This is a genomic window from Denitraticella aggregata (genome assembly GCF_048158365.1).
Taxonomy (GTDB): Bacteria; Pseudomonadota; Gammaproteobacteria; order Burkholderiales; family Rhodocyclaceae; genus Azoarcus_F.
The window spans coordinates 1-15914 of record NZ_JBLLNL010000007.1 but is presented as its reverse complement, the minus strand read 5'-3'; the positions used below and the strand labels follow the sequence as shown (position 1 = coordinate 15914).

At 64.7% G+C, this 15914-nt stretch carries 13 protein-coding genes and 1 pseudogene; 8 read left to right on the top strand and 6 right to left on the bottom strand.

Translation table 11 applies throughout. The features are described from left to right. Window positions 1–42: 42 nt before the first annotated feature. From ACKVEX_RS09930 to ACKVEX_RS09915, 4 genes are all read left to right on the top strand, one after another. The gene (locus ACKVEX_RS09930; RefSeq protein WP_473215567.1) at window positions 43–792 is read left to right on the top strand and encodes a pteridine reductase; all 750 of its coding nucleotides are present in this window, start codon (window positions 43–45) and stop codon (window positions 790–792) included. A gap of 86 nt (window positions 793–878) precedes the next feature. Then, window positions 879–1811 carry a tRNA 2-thiocytidine(32) synthetase TtcA gene (gene ttcA / locus ACKVEX_RS09925; protein ID WP_473215566.1) on the top strand — a complete coding sequence of 311 codons (933 nt, stop codon included), beginning with the start codon at window positions 879–881 and terminating at the stop codon, window positions 1809–1811. 66 nt (window positions 1812–1877) lie between these two features. Continuing rightward, window positions 1878–2795, top strand: coding sequence for an FHA domain-containing protein (locus tag ACKVEX_RS09920; protein WP_473215565.1), 918 nt, complete (start codon window positions 1878–1880; stop codon window positions 2793–2795). Window positions 2796–3042: 247 nt separating this feature from the next. Continuing rightward, window positions 3043–6942: a DUF3683 domain-containing protein gene (locus tag ACKVEX_RS09915; RefSeq protein ID WP_473215564.1), complete on the top strand. Its 3900-nt coding sequence runs from the start codon at window positions 3043–3045 to the stop codon at window positions 6940–6942. Window positions 6943–6973: 31 nt separating this feature from the next. Here the strand turns inward: ACKVEX_RS09915 and ACKVEX_RS09910 are convergent. Then, a pseudogene (locus ACKVEX_RS09910) lies at window positions 6974–7321 on the bottom strand (LysR substrate-binding domain-containing protein); the annotation flags it as partial. On the opposite strand from ACKVEX_RS09910, the gene ACKVEX_RS09905 reads away from it, so the two are divergent. Beyond that, on the top strand, window positions 7293–7568 hold the full coding sequence (locus tag ACKVEX_RS09905) for a hypothetical protein (RefSeq protein ID WP_473215563.1): 276 nt from the start codon (window positions 7293–7295) through the stop codon (window positions 7566–7568). The pseudogene ACKVEX_RS09910 and the gene ACKVEX_RS09905 sit on opposite strands and share 29 nt — an antisense overlap. Before the next feature lie 98 nt (window positions 7569–7666). After that, window positions 7667–8536 carry a pirin family protein gene (locus tag ACKVEX_RS09900; RefSeq protein WP_473215562.1) on the top strand — a complete coding sequence of 290 codons (870 nt, stop codon included), beginning with the start codon at window positions 7667–7669 and terminating at the stop codon, window positions 8534–8536. A 63-nt stretch (window positions 8537–8599) separates the two neighbouring features. On the opposite strand, the gene ACKVEX_RS09895 is transcribed toward ACKVEX_RS09900, so the two are convergent. The 4 genes from ACKVEX_RS09895 to pyrE all read right to left on the bottom strand — a co-directional run bounded on the left by ACKVEX_RS09895 (window position 8600) and on the right by pyrE (window position 12845). Continuing rightward, window positions 8600–9376 carry an NAD-dependent deacylase gene (locus ACKVEX_RS09895; protein ID WP_473215561.1) on the bottom strand — a complete coding sequence of 259 codons (777 nt, stop codon included), beginning with the start codon at window positions 9374–9376 and terminating at the stop codon, window positions 8600–8602. Next, the gene (locus tag ACKVEX_RS09890) at window positions 9373–11454 is read right to left on the bottom strand and encodes a molybdopterin-containing oxidoreductase family protein (protein WP_473215560.1); all 2082 of its coding nucleotides are present in this window, start codon (window positions 11452–11454) and stop codon (window positions 9373–9375) included. The genes ACKVEX_RS09895 and ACKVEX_RS09890 overlap by 4 nt, the downstream gene beginning before the upstream one ends. A gap of 118 nt (window positions 11455–11572) precedes the next feature. Continuing rightward, on the bottom strand, window positions 11573–12214 hold the full coding sequence (locus ACKVEX_RS09885; protein ID WP_473215559.1) for a hypothetical protein: 642 nt from the start codon (window positions 12212–12214) through the stop codon (window positions 11573–11575). Continuing rightward, entirely contained in the window at window positions 12201–12845 is a 645-nt protein-coding gene (pyrE, locus tag ACKVEX_RS09880) for an orotate phosphoribosyltransferase (RefSeq protein WP_473215558.1), read from the bottom strand. The genes ACKVEX_RS09885 and pyrE overlap by 14 nt, the downstream gene beginning before the upstream one ends. Window positions 12846–12875: 30 nt before the next feature. Here pyrE and ACKVEX_RS09875 point away from each other — a divergent pair, with 30 nt between their 5' ends. Both ACKVEX_RS09875 and ACKVEX_RS09870 read left to right on the top strand, forming a co-directional pair. Further along, entirely contained in the window at window positions 12876–13658 is a 783-nt protein-coding gene (locus ACKVEX_RS09875; protein WP_473215557.1) for an exodeoxyribonuclease III, read from the top strand. A gap of 515 nt (window positions 13659–14173) precedes the next feature. Next, window positions 14174–14857, top strand: coding sequence for a PEP-CTERM sorting domain-containing protein (locus ACKVEX_RS09870; RefSeq protein ID WP_473215556.1), 684 nt, complete (start codon window positions 14174–14176; stop codon window positions 14855–14857). 742 nt (window positions 14858–15599) lie between these two features. Here the strand turns inward: ACKVEX_RS09870 and ACKVEX_RS09865 are convergent. Next, complete coding sequence (locus ACKVEX_RS09865) at window positions 15600–15812, bottom strand: SLC13 family permease (protein WP_473215555.1); 213 nt, start codon at window positions 15810–15812, stop codon at window positions 15600–15602. Window positions 15813–15914: the final 102 nt, after the last annotated feature.

The following is a 15914-nucleotide window of genomic DNA, read 5'->3' as shown; positions in this document are numbered from 1 at the left end:
AGCAAACACGCGCATGGGTCGAGCGCGAACGAGGTGTGAGCAATGAAACACGAGGACGATGCGGAAGTGGTGCTGGTGACCGGCGCGGCACGGCGTGTCGGGGCGGCCATCGCACGCGCGCTGCACCGGACCGGTGCCGACGTCGCACTGCATTACCGCAGTTCGGACGCGGATGCGCAGGCATTGGCCGCGGAGCTGAACCGGGTTCGCCCGGGGTCCGCGTCGCTGATGCAGGCCGACCTCGGCCAGGACGATGCGCCTGAACGGCTGATTGAAGCGGTACTGGCGCGCCACGGCCGCCTGACCGGCCTGGTGAACAATGCGTCATCCTTCTTCCCGACCCCGCTCGGGCAAATCGACCGGCGGGCGTGGGACGACCTGATCGGTTCCAACCTGAAGGGTCCGTTGTTCCTGAGCCAGGCCGCGGCCGGAGCGTTGCGCGCAGCGCGGGGGGCGATCGTCAACATCGTCGACATCCACGCCGAACGCCCGTTGCGGCACTATCCGCTGTACTGCGCCGCAAAGGCAGGTCTGCTCGGACTGACGCGCGCGCTGGCACTGGAGCTGGGCCCCGAAGTCAGGGTGAATGGCGTCTCGCCGGGTCCGATCGACTGGCCCGAGGACGGGCAGTTTCCGGAGGCGGAGCGCGCCGCGATCATCGAGCACACGCTGCTCAAACGCGTCGGCGATCCGGACGACATCGCCGGTGCAGTGCGCTTCCTGATGTTCGACGCGCCCTATGTCAGCGGACAGATTCTGGCCGTGGATGGCGGACGAAGCGCTCACCTTTGACGGCTGGCGCGGTCCGGCACCCCATGCGGATCCGGGGATCCGCATGAACGCGTATAATTTGCGCGCCATTCAGCCAGGACCCTGCAGTGAACCCAGCCCCCGACTTCACCGGCGATACGACCAGCCGCTTCTCCAACACCTTTCTGCGCCTGAAGAAGAAGATCGAGCGCAGCATGGGCGAGGCGATCGCCGACTTCAACATGATCGAGGACGGCGATACGATCATGGTGTGCGTGTCAGGCGGCAAGGATTCGTACACGATGCTGTCCGGCCTGCTGGCCCTGCGCGAGCGCGCACCGGTCGATTTCCGCGTCATCGCGATGAATCTCGACCAGCAGCAACCGGGCTTCCCGGCTGATGTGCTGCCGGCCTGGTTCGAGTCGATCGGCGTCGAATACCGCATCGTCACCGAGGACACCTACTCGATCGTCAGGGACAAGATTCCGGAAGGCAAGACGACCTGCTCGCTGTGCTCGCGTCTGCGTCGCGGCATCATCTATCGGACCGCCCGCGAGCTCGGCGCAAACAAGATCGCGCTCGGTCATCACCGCGACGACATCATCGAGACGCTGTTCCTGAACATGTTCTTCGGCGGCCGGATCAAGGCGATGCCGCCTAAGCTGGTCAGCGACGATGGGGCGCATGTCGTGATCCGCCCGCTCGCCTATTGCGTCGAAAGCGACATCGCGCGTTTCGCGCGGACCATGGACTTTCCGATCATCCCGTGCAACCTGTGCGGCTCCCAGGAGAACGCTCAGCGCAAGCAGATCAAGCACATGCTGCAGGCCTGGTCCCGGGAACACCCCGGACGGATCGAGTCGATCTTCACCGCGATGGCGAACGTGGTTCCATCCCACCTGGCGGACAATGACCTGTTCGATTTCAAGGGCCTGACCCGGGATACGGTCGTGCCCGAGGGCGATATCGCGTTCGATCCGCCGCAGTGGCAGGCGCCTGCGCCCCGGACCGACGACTTTGCCCGCGTGATCCACATCCGGGATGAGCGCCCCGGGCCATGATGCGCTTGGGCTTGCATCGAATGGCGCGCTTGGCCATCATGGATGACGTTTGCACGACAGCACGTGATGCGTGATCCGACCACCTTTCGCAGCCACCCACCCGAACAGAGCATGGGCGAACGCAAGAATCTCTGTGTCCTAATAGTCGAAATCGTGGGTGGCCCGACCACCAATGCGACGACGTCGGGCGCTCTTGAGATCCGCCATGCGATCGACCGCTGCCTTCGACGGGTGGAACTGGCGATCGAGGCCAATGCCGGCAGCGTTTTGCTGCGCGACCGGTTCGGCATCTCCGCGACCTTCGAGCGCTGCGACCCGGCAATTCTCGCAGCATGCGAGATGCTCGAACGCACGCAGAGCCTGCCGCCGCTGCGCGGCAAGCGTTTTGCGATCAGTGTCGGCATTCACTACGGCACGGTCGGAACCGGGCAGGAGGATGCAGGCGAAGGCCTGGACATCGCCCGTCGCCTGGCCCGGGTTTCGCGCAGCGGCGAGGCCCTGGCCACCGGCGCGGCGGTGCTGCAGCTATCGGCGACCACCCGCCACTTCGCCCGGCCCACCAATACCGACAAGGCCAGGATCTCCGACCTGGAGTGGCCGATCTTCTCGGTCGCCCGTCAGCCGGAATCGGTCATTTCGCTGCCCCCGGCCACACGCCTGCTGCAACGGCTGAGAATCCGGCACCAGAACGAGATCATCTTCGTCGACGAGTTGCGTCCGATCGTGCTGTTCGGGCGTGAGCTCGGAAACGATATCGTGATCATGGATCCGCGCGCGTCACGCCAGCACGCGCGCGTCGAGCGTCGGCGTGGCGGCTTCATGCTGATCGACCAAAGCACCAACGGCACCTGCCTGCTCGAGGACGATGCGGTCGAGCGCTGCATCAAGGGTAGCGAGGTGGCGCTGGTCGGACCAGGGCGAATCGGTTGCGGCTTCTCGGCCAACGACGTCGAGCGCGACCTGGTTTTCTTCGACATCGTCTAGACACGCCTGCACGAGAATCGTCGGCTGGCGGACCGGGATCGCGCGGACTACCGCGACCCGACAGGCACGGTCAGCGCCCGAAATGCACGATGCGTGAGAATCTTCCGTCCCTCTGGCGGTCAGACTGCAGTAAAATAACTCTACAAATCAATACCCTACGACTGTAATGGATATTGCGGCCGGTGATTCCGCACTGCAATAAGTTACAATCGACCGCTTTCCCGTCGCCTTAGTACCGGACCCGCCCATGACCCAGCGCCTGCGAGAAATTCCCTACAACTACACGTCGTTCTCGGACAGGGAGATCGTGATCCGCCTGCTCGGCGACGACGCATGGCATACGCTGCAGTCGCTTCGCGACGAGCGGGTCACCGGACGGTCGGCGCGCATGCTCTACGAAGTGCTGGGCGACATCTGGGTGGTCCAGCGCAACCCCTATCTGCAGGACGACCTGCTGGACAACCGGGGCCGGCGCAAGGCGCTGGTCGAGGCCTTGCGGCACCGCCTGGCCGAGGTCGAACTGCGACGGGCCGAGAGCGCCAGCGAGGACCCCGAGCGCGCAGGCAAGGTATCGCGTCTGATCAAGGCGGCCGAGGCCACGGTGCGCGAGTTCGAATGCTTCTTCGATGACACCGCGGCTTTGCGCAAGCAGGTGCTTAAAACACTGGCGCGCCACACCCGCAAGGACAACATCTGCTTCGACGGCCATGCCCGCGTGTCGCATGTCACCGACGCGACCGACTGGCGGGTCGAATATCCGTTCGTGGTGCTCTACCCCGACACCGAGGAGGAGATGGGGCCGCTGGTGCGCGACTGCATCGAGCTCGGACTGACCATCATCCCGCGGGGCGGTGGTACTGGCTATACCGGAGGAGCCATCCCGCTGGACGCCCGATCGGTGGTGATCAATACCGAAAAGCTGATCCAGATCGGCAAGGTCGAGGAAGTTTCCCTGCCCGGTGTGACCGAGCCTGTGGCAACCATCCGCACCGGCGCCGGGGTCGTGACCGCGCGCGTATCCGAAGCGGCCGCTGCGGCCGGTCGGGTGTTCGCGGTCGATCCGACCTCGGCCGACGCGTCATGTGTCGGTGGCAACATCGCGATGAACGCGGGCGGCAAGAAGGCAGTGCTGTGGGGTACCGCGCTCGACAATCTGGCGTGGTGGAAGATGGTCACGCCGGATGGCAACTGGCTGGAAGTCGAGCGACTCAACCACAACCTGGGCAAGATCCACGAGCAGGAGACGGTCGCGTTCTGCCTGAAGCGCTTCGACTCGAGCGGCAAGACCCTGCTCGGCGAGGAGACCCTGACCATGCCCGGTGCGGCCTGCCGCAAGATCGGGCTGGGCAAGGACGTCACCGACAAGTTTCTCGGCGGTCTGCCCGGCGTGCAGAAGGAAGGCACCGACGGGCTGATCGTCGCCGCGCGCTGGGTGCTGCACAAGATGCCGCCGGTCACGCGCACGGTCTGTCTCGAGTTCTTCGGCCAGGTGCGGGAGGCCGTGCCGGCCATCGTCGAGATCACCGACTACTTCAAGCCGGGCGGCGCCGGCCACGCGGCGGGGGTCCAGCTGGCCGGCCTGGAGCATTTGGACGAACGCTATGTGAACGCGGTGGGCTACACCACCAAGGCCAAGCGGCACGGCCGGCCCAAGATGGTGCTGATCGGCGACATCGTCGGTCATGACGAAAACGCGGTGATGACCGCTGCATCCGAGGTCGTGCGCATGACCAACGTGCGCGGCTCGGAAGGTTTCATCGCGGTCAGCCCGGAGCAGCGCAAGCGCTTCTGGCTGGACCGTTCGCGCACCGCGGCGATCTCGCGCCATACCAACGCGTTCAAGATCAACGAGGACGTCGTGATCCCGCTGCCGCGCATGGGCGAATACTGCGACGGCATCGAACGCATCAACATCGAACTGTCCACCTCCAACAAGCTCGCACTGTGCGACGCACTGACCGAGTTCCTGCAGGGCGAGTTGCCGCTCGACATGGGTGACGCCGGCATCGCCAAGGACGTGCTGATCGGCGACCGGCGCCAGTCCGCGCTCGACTACATCGCCGCGGTACGGTTGCGCTGGCAGTGGCTGCTCGACCATCTGGACGCGCCGCTCGACGAAGCCGAGGCGCAGTTCGATGAATTCGGCGTGCAGGCCGGCGAGCTGTCCAATCGCGCGGCCGATCCCCGACTGTTCCACCGACTGCAGGACTATTCGGTCAGGATCTCGTGGAAGACCGAGCTGCGTCCGCGTCTGGAGAAGATCTTCGACGGCGTCGTGTTCGGCCCGGTACTCGAGCGCATCCGTCAGATCCACAAGGATGTGTTGCGCGGGCGGGTGTTCGTCGCGCTGCACATGCACGCCGGCGACGGCAACGTGCACACCAACATCCCGGTCAACTCCGACAACTACGAGATGCTGCAGACCGCGAACCGTGCCGTGGACCGGATCATGGCGCTGGCCCGTTCGCTGGACGGCGTGATCTCGGGCGAGCACGGCATCGGCATCACCAAGCTCGACTACCTGACCGACGACGAGATGGCGGGTTTCTGGGCCTACAAGCAGAAAGTCGACCCGGAGGGTCGCTTCAACCGCGGCAAGCTGCTGCGTCGCAGCGGCGGCATGCGCGTGTCGCCCGGCAATCTGGACAACGCCTACACGCCCAGCTTCAACCTGATGGGTCACGAATCGCTGATCATGGAGCAGACCGAGATCGGCGACATCGCGCACGACATCAAGGACTGCCTGCGCTGCGGCAAGTGCAAGCCGGTCTGCTCCACGCACGTGCCGCGCGCCAATCTGCTGTACAGCCCGCGCAACAAGATCCTCAGCACATCGCTGCTGATCGAAGCGATGCTGTACGAGGAACAGACCCGGCGCGGCGTGTCGCTGGCGCACTGGGCCGAGTTCGAGGACGTGGCCGATCACTGCACCGTATGTCACAAGTGCGAGAAACCCTGCCCGGTCGATATCGATTTCGGCGACGTGTCGATCAAGATGCGCAACCTGCTGCGCAAGCAGGGCAAGAAGTCCTTCAATCCCGGCACTGCCGCCGCCATGGCCTTCCTGACCGCCAAGGATCCGGCCACGATCAAGCTGATCCGCAAGGGCATGATCGAATGGGGCTACAAGGCGCAGCGACTCGGCCACAAGGTCGGCAAGTCGCTCGGGCTGATCCAGGATCAGGTCAATGCACCACCGGCGACGCTGGGCAAGGCATCAATCAAGGCGCAGGTGATCCATTTCATCAACAAGCCGATGCCGGGCAACCTGCCCAAGCGCACCAGCCGCGCGTTGCTGGACATCGAGGACGACAAGGTCATCCCGGTCATCCGCAACCCGCAGGTCAAGCGCAACGAGTCCGACGCGGTGTTCTACTTCCCCGGCTGCGGGTCCGAGCGCCTGTTCAGCCAGGTCGGGCTCGCAACCCAGGCGATGCTGTATCACGTCGGCACGACCACCGTGCTGCCGCCAGGCTATCTGTGCTGCGGGTATCCGCAGACGTCGGCCGGCTTCGAGGACAAGGGTCAGCAGATCATCACCGACAACCGGGTGCTGTTCCACCGGGTCGCGAACACGCTGAACTATCTCGACATCAAGACCGTCATCGTGTCCTGCGGGACCTGCATGGATCAGCTGCTGAAGTATCAGTTCGACAAGATCTTTCCGGGTTGCCGCCTGCTCGACATCCATGAATACCTGCTGGAAAAGGGCATGAAGCTCGACGGCGTTTCCGGCACCCGCTACATGTACCACGAGCCCTGCCACACGCCGATGAAGCAGTACCAGGGCATCGAAGTGGCCAACACGCTGATGGGAACCCGGGTCGACCTGAACGACCGCTGCTGCGGCGAATCCGGCACGCTGGCGGCAAGCCGCGCCGACATCTCGACCCAGGTTCGCTTTCGCAAGCAGGAGGAGATCGAGAAAGGTGCTGCGGCGCTACGCGAGGATGCGCCAGGCGCGCCGGTCAAGATCCTCACCTCGTGTCCGAGCTGCCTGCAGGGACTGAGCCGCTATGCAGACGATGGCAAGGTCGAAGCCGACTACATCGTGGTCGAGATGGCGAAACACGTGCTCGGCGGGAACTGGATGCAGGAGTACGTCAGCCGCGCCAACGAGGGCGGCATCGAGCGGGTGCTGCTGTAGGCCCGCGAAGGCCCGCGGTCACAGCGCGACTTCAGCGAAATCCGGGGTCACCGCTGCAGTCTGCGAGTGCGGTCTGCAGCATGTCGAGAAAGGCACGCGTCTTGGCGGGCATCAGCCAGCGGCCGGGGAAGACGGCCCACGCGGCATTCGCGGGCAGGGACCAGTCCGCCATCACGCGGCGCAGTTCTCCGCGACGCACGTAGGGCGCGGCAAAGTAGTCCGGCACGGCGGTGATGCCGGCGCCGCCGCGGGCCAGCCGGATCAGCAACTCGGGTGAGTTCGCGGTGATGCTGCCCGGCGGCGTACCCTGCCAGCGGGCCCCGCCGCGCATCAGCGTCCAGCCGATCGCCTTGCCCGTTCGTGCCAGCAGCCGCAGCGAAGGCGCCAATTCCACCCGCGTCGCCAACGACGTCGTCGCCCGGCTGAAGGCCACCAACCCGCACGCGAAGCTCGAGCTGTGCAATCTGGCGCGCGACCCCGCCCTGCTGATCGACGAGACCGTGCTCGGTTTTCCCGGCATGACCGACATCCGCTTCGTCTACGCGGAAGGCCTTAACATGGGCGACGACGCGATGAAGCAGGGTTTTGCCGAAGCCGAGGCCGACATCGCCGCGGCGCTGGCCTGATCCGGCGCACGGCGCCTTAGAGAAGAACGACGCCGGGCGCCACGCTGCCCGGCACACTGCCCCCAACCCCACCGCCACCCCGAGCCAGGAGCGCTGCCATGTCCGTCCGCCAAGCCGAAACCGTCACCCATCCGCGCACCGTCGAGCGTCTGGTCGCTGGCCAGGCCACGTCGGACGGTGCCGGCGTCAAGCTCACCCGTGTCCTCACCCAGGCGCTGCAGCGTCGGCTCGACCCCTTCCTGATGCTCGACGCCTTCGGCAGCGACGAGCCCGACGACTACATCGCCGGCTTTCCGGATCACCCGCACCGCGGCTTCGAGACCGTCACCTACATGATCGCGGGGCGCATGCTGCATCGTGACAGCGCCGGCCACGAGGGTCTGCTGGAGAGCGGCGGCGTGCAGTGGATGACCGCCGGAAGGGGGGTGATCCACTCCGAGATTCCGCAGCAGCAGGAAGGGGTCATGGAGGGTTTCCAGCTATGGCTGAACCTGCCGGCCAGGGACAAACTGTGCGCGCCCTGGTACCGCGACTTCGCCAGTGCCGAACTGCCGCGCTTCACCACCGAGGCAGGCGTCGATGTGACCGTGATCGCGGGCGAAAGCCATGGCGTGAGCGCTGCGGTCACGCGCGAGGCCACCGCGCCGATCTACGTCGATCTGCACCTGCCGGCGGGCGCGGGTTTCAGTCAGACGCTGCCTGCCGGGCACAACGCTTTCGTTTATGTCTATCGAGGCGAACTCAAGGTGGCCGATACCGTCGTGCCCGCGAAGCGTATGGCCATCCTCGCCAACGACGCGGGCAGCGACGGCGTGCTGATGGAGGCCGGCCCTGACACCCGCGCGCTGCTGATCGCCGGCCGTCCGCTCGGCGAGCCGATCGCGCAGTACGGCCCCTTCGTGATGAACACCGAGCAGGAGATCTACCAGGCGGTCGCCGACTACCGAGCCGGCCGGCTGGCGGTCTGACGCCGCCTTGACCGGCGGCATTGCCGGCCGACGGCATCACGCTGTGCCACGCGCGACAGTTGCCTACAGTCCGAGCGGCATATCGGGCTGGAGCCGCTCCCACAGCGCGGCCATCGTTTCGGCCGCGCCGGCGCGGAGCCGATGTCGGACCAGGTGGCTGACCTCGGTGTCACCCGGGTTGATCTCGACCGTCGGCACGCCGGCCTCGCGCGCCCACCACACCGGGCCGGCGATGTAAGGGAAGACGCTGGTCGTGCCGATCGTCACGACCAGATCGACGCCGCCGGACAGTACCGCCTCGAGCCGCTGGATCTCGCGCTCGGGCAGCATCTCGCCGAACAGCACCACATCGGGCCGCAGCACGCCGCCGCAGATCGGGCACTCGGGCGGAATCCGCATGCCGGAAAAATCCGGCACCCGCCGTGAATGCGGACATTCGGTGCAGCGCAGGCGGTGCACCGTGCCGTGGATCTCGATCAGGTTGCGTGAGCCGGCCTCGGCATGCAGGCCATCGACGTTCTGGGTCAGCACGCACACGCCGGGACGCATCTGCTCCAGCGCCGCGATTGCGAGGTGCGCCGCATTCGGCTGGGCGCCACGACAGTTGGCCTCGATCTCGGCGATGTACTTCCACGCGACATCCGGCCGCGCGACCATCATCGCCCCGGACAGCGCCTCCTCGATGGTCAGGCCGTCGTCGGTCAGGCGCTCGTGATACAGCCCGCCGATGCCACGATAGGTGGGCAGGCCGGAATCGGCAGAGATGCCGGCCCCGGTGATGAACAGTATCCGCTCGGCCGCCCCCATCAGCCGCGCGACCTCATCGAGAACCGGGTTCATGCGGCAGCCTTCTCGACCTCGACCAGGCAGTCGTACAGCACCGGTCCACCGCCCATGTCGGTCAACGCCGACGAGGTCACCGCATTGGCGTTCTCGCCGTCGCCCGACAGTTTCTGCCACCAGATCGACGGGCTCACCGCCAGACCGGCACGCACCCTGTCGGTGATGACCGCCCGCGCATGGAATGCCCCCCGGTCGTTGAAGATGCGCACCCGGTCGCCATCGGCGATGCCACGTCCAGCCGCGTCATCCGGATGGATCTCCAGCCTGGGACCGCCCTCCTGCTCGAGGAAGCGCGGCATGTTCGCGAAGCTGGTGTTCAGGAAGTTGCGCGCCGGGGGCGACAGAAAGGCCAACGGATAAGGATTCGCCTGGCCGGGATTGCTGACCGGGGACTCCAGCGGCGGCACCCAGGCCGGCAGCGGATCCAGTCCTTGCGCCTGCAGCGCGGCGCTGAAGAACTCGCACTTGCCGGACGGCGTGTAAAAACCACCCTTCGCGAACGGCGCGAACGGTCGCGGCAGGTTGAGCCTGGCCCAGCCCTGCGACGCCAGCAGTTCCGGCTTGAGTCCGAGCGTCCTGTCGTCGCGGCGATTGAACACGGCCGCAACGATCGCGTCGTCCGAATCCTGCAGGGGCGCGTCGTCGAAACCCATGCGGGCTGCGAGCAGGCGGAACACCTCGCTGTTCGGCTTCGCCTCGCCCAGCGGCGCGATCGCGGGCTGGTTGTCGATCGCGTAGAAGTGACCGTAGGCCTTGTGCACGTCGCGGTGTTCGAGCTGACTGGTGGCGGGCAGCACGATGTCGGCGTAGTCGGCGGTGTCGGTCTGGAACAGCTCATGCACGACGCAGAACAGATCCTCGCGCGCAAACCCCGCACGCACCCGCCGGCTGTCGGGCGCGATCGCGACCGGGTTGCTGTTGTAGACGTAGATCGCCTCCAGCCTCGGGTCGTCGGCGCCGAGCAGCGCTTCGCCGATCTGTGCCATGTTGATCGTGCGCGGCGGAAAACGCCGTGGGTCCGGATACAGGTCGGGCCGCTCCAGTGCGCGCTGATCGAGCGGGAAGTTGCCCGATGTCGACAGCAGTGCGCCGCCGGCCGGGTGCCGCCACGCCCCGGTCAGGGCCGGCAGGCACGCGATGTTGCGCACCGCCATGCCGCCCCCGCGGCAGCGATTCAGGCCATAGTTGAGCCGGATCGCCGAGCGCTTCTCGCGCCCGTAGTCGCGCGCGAGCGTACGGATGACGTCGGCCGACAATCCGGTCAATGGCGCCGCCCAATCCGGCGAACAGCTGCGGACCCGCTCGGCCAGCGCGTCGAAGCCCAGCGTGTATCGGCCGATGTAGTCGTGGTCGAGCAGGTCCTCGTCGATGAGCACATGCATCATCGCCAGCGCCAGCGCGGTATCGGTACCCGGCCACGGCGCGAGGTGCAGGTCGCATTTGTCGGCGGTCTCGGTGCGTCGCGGATCGATGCAGACGAGGCGCGCGCCGCGCCGCTTCGCCTCCTGCATGAAGCGCCACCCGTGCAGATTGGACACGACCGGATTCCCGCCCCAGATCAGGATCAGGCGCGAATCGACGATCGCCTCCGGATCCATGCCGATCGACTTGCCTATGGTCGCCTTCCAGCCCGCAGTGCCGGCCGTCGCACAGATCGTCCGATCCAGCAGCGACGCGCCCAGGCGATGAAAGAAACGCATGTCCATGCTGGCGCCCTGCACCAGCCCCAGCGTGCCGCCATAGCTGTAGGGCAGGATCGCGCGCGGGTCCCTGGCCGCGATTCCGCCGAAGCGCGCCGCGATCGTGTCCAGCGCCTCGTCCCACGAGATCCGCTCGAAGCGACCCTCGCCCTTGCGACCGACCCGCTTCATCGGGTGCAGCAGCCGCTGGTCCGAATACACCCGCTCGAGGTAGTGGGCGACCTTGGTGCACAACGCGCCATGCGTGAAGGGGTGATCGGACACGCCGCGGAGCTTCACCGCCCGGCCGTCCTCGACCGTGACCTGCATCGCGCAGGTGTCCGGGCAGTCGTGCGGACAGGCCGCATGGACGGTGCGCGCGTCGTTCGGATTCATGTGGCCTCCTGCACCAGGCGTTCGTGTGCGGATCGACACGGGTGGGTCACGGGGTCACGATGCGGCGTAGCGATTTCCCGTCCGGCACATCGCCCGGCAGCCGTCGCAATCCGCAAGGCTACTGGCGGTGGCCCTCGCCCGACGCGATCAATTCCGCGTAGCGGCGCCGGTCGGCCGCATAGCGCACGCGCACCGCGTCCATTTCGGCCTCGCGTGCCTCGATCATCTTCACATTGGCATTGCGCTCGGTCTCGATGATGCGCAGCCCCGACTCGATCTCGCGCGGCAGATCGCGCCCCTGGTAGAACTCTGCCTCCCGCTCGTAGCGCGCGCGCTGCTCGATCAGTTCGGTCTCGCGTTCGCGCAGCGGTGCGATCCCGCGCTCGATCTCCGCGAGCTCGCGCGCCTCGCGCGAGTCGATGTCGTCCAGACTCAGGTAAGTCTCGAGCAAGGCCCGGTCGAGCCGGCGCTGGACCTCCAGGCGGGCCTCCTCCTCGCGGCGGCGACGCTCCTCCGCATCGCGACGCGCGATCTCCTCGGCGGTGGGCGGGGCGGCGACATGGCGACGCAACACCCCCTGCGGAGAAATCTCACGATAGGCCTTGCCGTAGCAGGCTGCCGGCAACACGTCGCCGCACACCGGCCGTCCGCGATCGTCGTCGCAACAGTAGATCGATCGTTGCACCTGCCCCTGCGCGATCGCCGCGGAACTCAGCAAGGTGGCCGCAAACGCGGTCAGGATGAGACTAGTGCGCAGCAATGCCGTAGGTATCACGATAGGCCTTCACGGTATGGAGGTTGGCGGCCAGCTCCGGGCTGTCCGAAAGATAGTCGATCAGGTCGATCAGCGTGGCCACCGCAATCACCGGGATGCCGAAGGTCTCGCGCACCTCCTGCACGGCCGACAGCGTACCCTTGCCCCGCTCCATGCGGTCGAGCGCGATGACGACTCCGGCCGGCTCGGCACCGGCCGCGCGGATGATGTCGACCGACTCCCTCACCGAGGTCCCGGCCGAGATCACGTCGTCGAGGATCAGCACCCTGCCGGCCAGCGGCGCGCCGATGAGCGTGCCGCCCTCGCCATGGTCCTTCACTTCCTTGCGGTTGAAACAGAACGGGCGGTTCTCGCCGGTCTCGGCCAGGCGGATCGCGACGCCGGCGACCAGCGGGATGCCCTTGTAGGCCGGCCCGAACAGCATGTCGTAGTCGAGCCCGGAGCGCCGCATCGTTTCCGCATAGAAACCACACAACGCGCGAAAGGACGCACCGTCGTCGAACAACCCCGCGTTGAAGAAATAAGGTGAATCCCGCCCCGCCTTGGTGATGAAGGAACCGAAACGCAGCACGCCCTTGTTGCGGGCGAGCTCGATGAAATCACGGCTAGAATCCATATTCGACGAACGGAAGGAACAAGTCTGCGAATGTTACGCGTCATCACCGCCAACCTCAACGGCATCCGCTCGGCCGCCAGAAAGGGGTTTTTCGAATGGTTGCCGGCCCAGCACGCCGACTTCGTGTGCCTCCAGGAGCTCAAGGCTCAGGCCCCAGACATGAGCGCCGACATGCTGAACCCGCCCGACCACTTCGGCTACTTCCACTACGCCGAGAAGAAGGGCTACAGCGGCGTCGGCATCTACACGCGGCGCCAGCCCGACCAGATCATCGAGGGGCTGGGCAACGCCGAATTCGATGCGGAGGGCCGCTACATCGAAGTCATCGTCGACAATCTGAGCATCATCTCGGTGTATCTGCCCTCCGGCTCCAGCGGCGAGATCCGCCAGGACGCCAAGTTCCGCTTCATGGACATCTTCTATGCCCATCTGGCCGAACTCGCCGCGCGCGGCCGCGAGGTGATCCTGTGCGGCGACTGGAACATCGCGCACCAGCAGATCGACCTGAAGAACTGGAAGAGCAACCAGAAGAACTCCGGCTTCCTGCCTGAAGAACGCGCATGGCTCGGCCGGGTCATAGCCGAGCTCGGCTGGGTGGACGTCTACCGCCGCCTGCACCCGGACGCCACCGACGAATGCTACACATGGTGGTCCAACCGCGGCCAGGCCTGGGCGAAGAACGTCGGCTGGCGGCTGGACTATCAGCTGGCGACCCCGGCCATCGCCGCCAGTGCGACCCGCGCGGACATCTACAAGACCGAGCGCTTCAGCGATCACGCTCCGCTGACCGTCGACTACGACTTCAGGCTGTGACTCGCAAAGGCCAAAGACAGCTTACGACCCTCAGCAGTCATAGAAATCACCGCAAAGCTGCCGATCAGCGAGAAGGGTCTCCCGTGAGTATCGCTTCCAGGAAGCTGCCGTTCGCCACCGCACCCACTCCGCCATTAACGGCTTTCAGTCCGTGCGGGAGATTTTCATCTCGGTGGTTGGTAGTCTGCGAAAGCCGCCCTAGTAATTCAGACCGTAGATTGTGAGGTGGGCATAGCGTTTCACACCGATCCGTCAGCGTCGTGATTTGCCACAGTTGAATTTCAGTATCAATTCTCGGGCATTTAAGTGTCGGATTTTTTTACACTGAACCAGGTGTTTCGACATTGATATGCACGATTACTAGTTAGCGACCAGAAAATTAATCATTTTTATCAATGGCTTATTAAATATTTAACCATTTTGGTGCGAAACGTGCTTTAGACGCAAGACAGTGCCGTCGTTCGGTTCAATTCAACCCTGCTTTTGTTCGCCATCACTCTAAAAAAGGGAAATCGATGTTTACCTACAAATCCTCTTTCAAACCCTTGGCGGTTGCCGCACTGTTTCTCTGTGCTAGTGCTTCGCACGCCGCGTTCATCAATACCTTCACGAGCCTGAGCGCATTCAACGCCAGTACGACCCTGCAAGGCACTGACCTGTACAGCGGATTGCCGAACTTTCTAAGATCACCGATAAATCGAAATACGCAGTCGGGAGAGATTTACAACTACACGGCTAGTACCCCTAATACTAGTTTTTTTGGTAGTTCTATTGGTTTTGTTAAAGGTGGCTCGTCGGAAAACCCTTTTCTGACGACTAACGAGGCTACCAACACCATTACCATTAATGGCTTCTCGCCGTCGATCAATGCTATCGGCGGCAATTTCTTTGGCAACAACTTTTCCGGCCTCTTTGCCGTTGGGGACATTGAGCTAACGTTCGCCGATTCCCTAGGTGCATCGTTGACCCTGACCATTTCTGCGGCGGAGTTGACCAGTTTCCGTGGCGTGTTGTCGGACGGTTCAATCACCGAACTAGCTATCCGGTCAGTGCAACCCGACAGCGGCTTCCTGTGGCCGTCGGTTGATAATTTGGTATTAGCCCAGAGCAGTTTGAATGTGCCAGAACCCGGCTCCATTGCTCTCATTGGCCTTGGCTTTGCTGGCCTAGCAGCAGCGCGCCGTCGTAAATCGGTCTGATATCATCAAATCGCAATGGCGGCACCTTCGGGTGCCGTTTTTCGTGTGCGCCCAGCATGGGAGCACTCCTGCGGGTGCAAGTCCCGCCGTAAGTTGATCTGCCAAAGCGACAACGCGACATTGGAAATTTGACTGGCCGTTCTGTGTCGGTATGCGACTGACGTCTCTTCGACTTCATCGCCGAGAAGCTTCCATCAGGTACGAGAATTTTAGATGTAACCGCCACCGGCAGGTGATGGCCGGATTGCGACGTTCGCACTCGACATCGGCGTGGCGAACCGTCTACGGGCGTCTCCTCCGTCCCGTTGCAGTCACCGGCGCTGCGGGGAAGCGGTCTTACCGTGTGACCGGCAGGACGAGGACCGACGCGCGGCCTTGCCAAATTTTGCCAAGCCGACCAGTCTGCCTCGATGAGTACGATGAATATTTCTTTGCCCGACAGCCTGAAATCATTCGTGGATGAGCAGGTGGGCGAACGGGGCTATAGCACCAGCAGCGAGTACGTTCGCGACCTTATCCGTAAGGATCAGGATCGTCAGCGATTGCATCGAGCGCGGCTGGCCTGCGCGCCTGGACGCTGTCGGCCTACCCCCACCTCGTCCTCTACGTCGAACGCCCGGACCACATCGATGTCTGGCGCGTACTGCACAGCCAGCCCGACATTCCCGTCTGGATGCAGGACCCTGACGCCTTCGCCTGACGCGAGCGCCCGGCACACCAAGGGCCAGTTCTCACGGACCGCCTACCGGCGCTCCATTCCAGCAGTCGATGCCGCCAGGGCCACGATCATCGCGAACGGATAGGGCGACGCGCCAAGGTGGGCGGCCACCGCCAGCGCCACCGGCGCCATCAGGATCGCAGTGGCGGTGTTCGAGATGAACATGCCCAGCACCGCCGTGAGCAGGATGATCGCGGTGACGAGCAGCACCAGCACGAGGACGAGGTCGGTATTCATGACGCGGGCTCCTTGTGCGCCGCAAAACCCGACGGCATCGGACAGCGCTGGCAGTAGCGTCCCTTCATGGACGATGTTCGAGCGGAACTTCGCGATTCCACG

Excerpts from the sequence above, each read along its gene's own strand:
- ACKVEX_RS09870 (WP_473215556.1), top strand. The coding sequence starts at position 14,174 with ATGTTTACCTACAAATCCTCTTTCAAACCCTTGGCGGTTGCCGCACTG.
- ACKVEX_RS09900 (WP_473215562.1), top strand. The coding sequence starts at position 7,667 with ATGTCCGTCCGCCAAGCCGAAACCGTCACCCATCCGCGCACCGTCGAG.
- ACKVEX_RS09875 (WP_473215557.1), top strand. The coding sequence starts at position 12,876 with ATGTTACGCGTCATCACCGCCAACCTCAACGGCATCCGCTCGGCCGCC.
- ACKVEX_RS09920 (WP_473215565.1), top strand. The coding sequence starts at position 1,878 with ATGCGTGATCCGACCACCTTTCGCAGCCACCCACCCGAACAGAGCATG.
- ACKVEX_RS09915 (WP_473215564.1), top strand. The coding sequence starts at position 3,043 with ATGACCCAGCGCCTGCGAGAAATTCCCTACAACTACACGTCGTTCTCG.
- ACKVEX_RS09930 (WP_473215567.1), top strand. The coding sequence starts at position 43 with ATGAAACACGAGGACGATGCGGAAGTGGTGCTGGTGACCGGCGCGGCA.
- pyrE (WP_473215558.1), bottom strand. The coding sequence starts at position 12,845 with ATGGATTCTAGCCGTGATTTCATCGAGCTCGCCCGCAACAAGGGCGTG.
- ACKVEX_RS09895 (WP_473215561.1), bottom strand. The coding sequence starts at position 9,376 with ATGAACCCGGTTCTCGATGAGGTCGCGCGGCTGATGGGGGCGGCCGAG.
- ACKVEX_RS09865 (WP_473215555.1), bottom strand. The coding sequence starts at position 15,812 with ATGAATACCGACCTCGTCCTCGTGCTGGTGCTGCTCGTCACCGCGATC.
- ACKVEX_RS09890 (WP_473215560.1), bottom strand. The coding sequence starts at position 11,454 with ATGAATCCGAACGACGCGCGCACCGTCCATGCGGCCTGTCCGCACGAC.